This is a genomic window from Lactobacillus helveticus DSM 20075 = CGMCC 1.1877, from assembly GCF_000160855.1.
Lineage (GTDB): Bacteria > Bacillota > Bacilli > Lactobacillales > Lactobacillaceae > Lactobacillus > Lactobacillus helveticus.
In genome coordinates this window covers 379842-383370 of record NZ_GG700752.1, presented here as the reverse complement: position 1 = coordinate 383370, position 3529 = coordinate 379842, and the positions used below count along the sequence as shown (strand labels likewise).

Sequence of the window (3529 nt, the reverse complement as noted above, 5' to 3'; positions counted from 1 at the left end):
TACCTACACTTTAACCGCTAAAACAATTGATAAAGCTTTAATGAAAAAAGCAGCTGAACCTATCTTTGACACCACTCCACAAAGTACGGGACAAGCTAAAGTGTTCAAGCAAATTCAAAAGTTAGGCAAATACAAATCAATGACTGTTAAAGCAGTAGTGAAGAACAATAAAGTAGCTACCTTCAACGTCTTCGTTAACATGAAGCTTGGTAAAATGATGACAGTCAAGGTCGGTCAAAGTTACGGTAACTTTGGCAGCCACGACTTCTTGAAGGTTCCAACTAATGCTACGAACGCCAAGAATTTACCAACTACTGACAACAACAAGAAAAAGAAATAGGTATTTTAAATGAAATTAGGAATTATTGGCAGCGGCATGATTGTTCATGACTTTTTAACTACCGCTGATCAAATTAAAAACTTAGAATTAACCGCAATTTCTTCAACTAAGCGTAGCGCAGGCATCGCGCAGGAATTGGCACAAAAATATGGCATCCCTCAAAGCTATACTGACAATGAAGAATTAATGTCAGATAGCAACGTTGATACTGTCTATATTGGTGTACCTAACTCTTTGCACTATTCACTAGCTAAGCTCGCACTTGAACATGGCAAAAATGTCATCTGCGAAAAGCCATTTGTATTGAGTACAGATGAAGCAGAAGAATTAAAGCGATTGGCCGATAAAAAAGATTTAATTATCGTTGAAGCCATCACCAATGTCTACTTGGAAAACTACAAGAAGATCAAGGAAGAATTAAACAAGATTGCTCCGATTCATATCGTTTCTTTGAATTACACGCAATACTCGAGCCGTTATGACGCCTTCCTTGAAGGTAAGATCGCTCCCGTTTTTGATCCGAAAAAAGATGGTGGTGCATTGATGGATTTGAACATTTACAATATCCACCTTGCTGCGGGACTGTTCGGGTTGCCTGACAAGGTAAAGTACTATGCCAACATGCAAAAAGGCATTGATACATCGGGCATCCTGCATCTTTCCTATCCTGATAAAAAAGTAACTTTAATTGGTTCAAAAGACAGTTATGTAACGCCACGTTCGTTCATTGAAGGTGAAAAAGGCAGCATTTATTTTGACGGTTCAACCGGTACGCTTGATAATTTCACTGTCGAGATGCGTGGACAAAAGCCAAAGCGTTACAACTTGAATAAATATTCACATCGTATGGTGAGTGAGTTCACTGCATTTGCCGAGATGATCGATCAACATGGTATTCGAAGAGCTGATGAAGCGTTTGTTAATACTTTAGAAACGATGAAAATTTTAACTGCAGCTAAAAATTCAGTTGAATAATGTGAAAGCCATCGACTATACAACTGCCAATGACTCTGATCGCGTCTACTAACGTTGCATATTTATCAAGCAGATTATTTAGTTCACGAAGAACTAAATGAAGTTCATGTAGCAGAACGCACATTAAGAAGATTGTCATGTCGTCCAATGTCTCTCACCTCCTATAGGGAGGTTGATTAGGCCAGCCCTAGAATGTGCATGAATGACATGCATTTTTATTTTAACATGTTATAATATACCTAGGAAGATTGTCGCGTCCAATGATCATGGATGCATGCGCAGCAAGACGATAACTTGCAAATGCGCGGTGGCTCTGCATAATAGCAGGGCTTTTTTATTTCCGATAATTACTAAAAAAGTGTCCGAGATTTTTCTCAGACACTTCTATTTTATTCTTCTGTTTTAGTAAACTGGTCAAAAATAAGCTGATCCTTAATTGGCTTACCTTTCTCAGTCATGAACCAAGGAGACCCTGCACGATGAATTATTCTGCTCAAACCTGAAGCTGTATAATCGCTATAATCTTCATCAATTTTTTACAGTAAATCATTAATTTCTGCATCTGAAGAAACTAAATTATAATCTTCGAAAGCTTGCTTATCTGGTTTATCAGGATCTGGCACGACCATTCCTCTAAACTGCTGATGGACTTCTTCCACAACTGGTCCATATTGCAAATGCAAAATTGGAGAAGAAAATAATCTCTTTTTACTTTTGACTAAAAATCTTCCGTAAGCAAAATACAATAACTTTACTACTTGCATCTGCATAATCGGATCAACATTATAATCAAATTGCCGGGCAAAATAATTATTGACTCTAAACCAATTAGCCAATTGAACTGCCTTAAATTTAGGTTGTTCTGAGCTAATTCCTAGCACTGCTTTTCTTCCACCCAAATATGCTTTTATCTTTTCTTTTACAGAATCTGAATATTGATTTCCATTTTCAATCAAATATTCCTTTAAAACATCATCATTGCTAAACAATGACTTCAGCATCCTATTATTAGCAACAGCGGGAAACTCGCCGGCTTCGTAAAGAGCAATAGTATTGGGACTTAAACCTGTTATTTCAGCTAGATCTCGTTGTGAAATACCTACTTTAGAACGATACTTCTTCAAATCTTTTGGAGAAATTAGTCCCATATCATTACGATACATTTGACGAGCAATTTTTACGGCATCATCGTCCAACTTATCATCAGGAATTTGCTTATTAGTTTTGCTATCAAATAAAGCAGGAGCTGCACTTTGTATTCACGACCATTAATCGTATAAATCGTTGTACAGTCTTTTGGGTATGACATTTCCCTATTCCTTACTCAACAAATCACGAACACGATCTGCTACCTTAAATTCGCCAGAGAAGACCAAAATATCTTCCGGCTCAATCTCAGTCGCGCCGCGTGGAATCAGCCATTCATCCCCACGCTTAATTCTACTTACCGTAATCTGATCAATAAATTCCAAGTCCATCAGTTGACGACCTGTATAATGAGTATTCTTCACTTTGACAGAATACAAAATATTCTTCGTGTCGGTCATAATTCTGTAGACAGTTGGCGACTCGATCATCGCTCTCATCAATGCGGCATGCACATTGGTAGAATTAAAGACTTCAATTCCTTTTTCATTAAATTCGGTCAGAGTCTTGCTATCAACTTCGCTAAGTCGGGCAATTACACGATTTACGCCCTTTTCTTTTGCCATTCGAGCAATCTTAATATTGTCTTCGTCCGCGCGATTGGCCGCTACCACGATATCGCCATCGAACACGCCACCTTTTTCAAGCGTTTCCTCATCTAGATTTGGCAAAAAGGTTAAGTTCTCTACTCGACTATCGTAAGTCTTATATTGATTCTTCTTGTCAGTGAACATCTTGACTGAATACCAGTTAGCATGCAAATCATGCGCCACTGGCACAGTAACAGCGTTAGCACCAACAATTGCCACCTTTTCCTTGATCTTGTCTTCTGGCAATAAAACAAAGTTAGAGTTAAAGACAATCGGACTCAAAATGCAGACAATTACCGCAGCCAAAATAAAGGCATCTGATTGAGTTGATGTAATTGCGTGCAACTTTCGTGCAACCTGCAAGGTTGGCAACACAATCGTAATGGTCGTTGCCGTCAAAAAGCCACCAGCAAAAGCATTCTTCTTTTGGAAATAACGCATATAAGTTAGAACAACTGGTGCTTTAGCAATAAATAAG

4 protein-coding genes and 1 pseudogene are annotated in these 3529 nt (G+C 38.2%); 2 read left to right on the top strand and 3 right to left on the bottom strand.

All coding sequences use genetic code 11. The features are described 5' to 3' along the window. Both HMPREF0518_RS01790 and HMPREF0518_RS01785 read left to right on the top strand, forming a co-directional pair. A pseudogene (locus HMPREF0518_RS01790) lies at positions 1-340 on the top strand (hypothetical protein); the annotation flags it as partial. A 9-nt stretch (positions 341-349) separates the two neighbouring features. Continuing rightward, positions 350-1315: a Gfo/Idh/MocA family protein gene (locus tag HMPREF0518_RS01785; RefSeq protein ID WP_003625534.1), complete on the top strand. Its 966-nt coding sequence runs from the start codon at positions 350-352 to the stop codon at positions 1313-1315. Here the strand turns inward: HMPREF0518_RS01785 and HMPREF0518_RS10005 are convergent. The 3 genes from HMPREF0518_RS10005 to HMPREF0518_RS01775 form a co-directional block, all read right to left on the bottom strand. Beyond that, complete coding sequence (locus HMPREF0518_RS10005) at positions 1296-1463, bottom strand: hypothetical protein (protein WP_154645736.1); 168 nt, start codon at positions 1461-1463, stop codon at positions 1296-1298. The two genes, HMPREF0518_RS01785 and HMPREF0518_RS10005, sit on opposite strands and share 20 nt — an antisense overlap. Before the next feature lie 388 nt (positions 1464-1851). After that, positions 1852-2511 carry a helix-turn-helix domain-containing protein gene (locus tag HMPREF0518_RS01780; RefSeq protein ID WP_003625533.1) on the bottom strand — a complete coding sequence of 220 codons (660 nt, stop codon included), beginning with the start codon at positions 2509-2511 and terminating at the stop codon, positions 1852-1854. 117 nt (positions 2512-2628) lie between these two features. After that, positions 2629-3529: potassium channel family protein (locus HMPREF0518_RS01775; RefSeq protein ID WP_003625531.1), on the bottom strand; the 901-nt coding region annotated here is incomplete at its 5' end.

What these genes read in the sequence shown, in the direction of transcription:
- HMPREF0518_RS01785 (WP_003625534.1), top strand. Translation starts at nt 350, where the DNA reads ATGAAATTAGGAATTATTGGCAGCGGCATGATTGTTCATGACTTTTTA.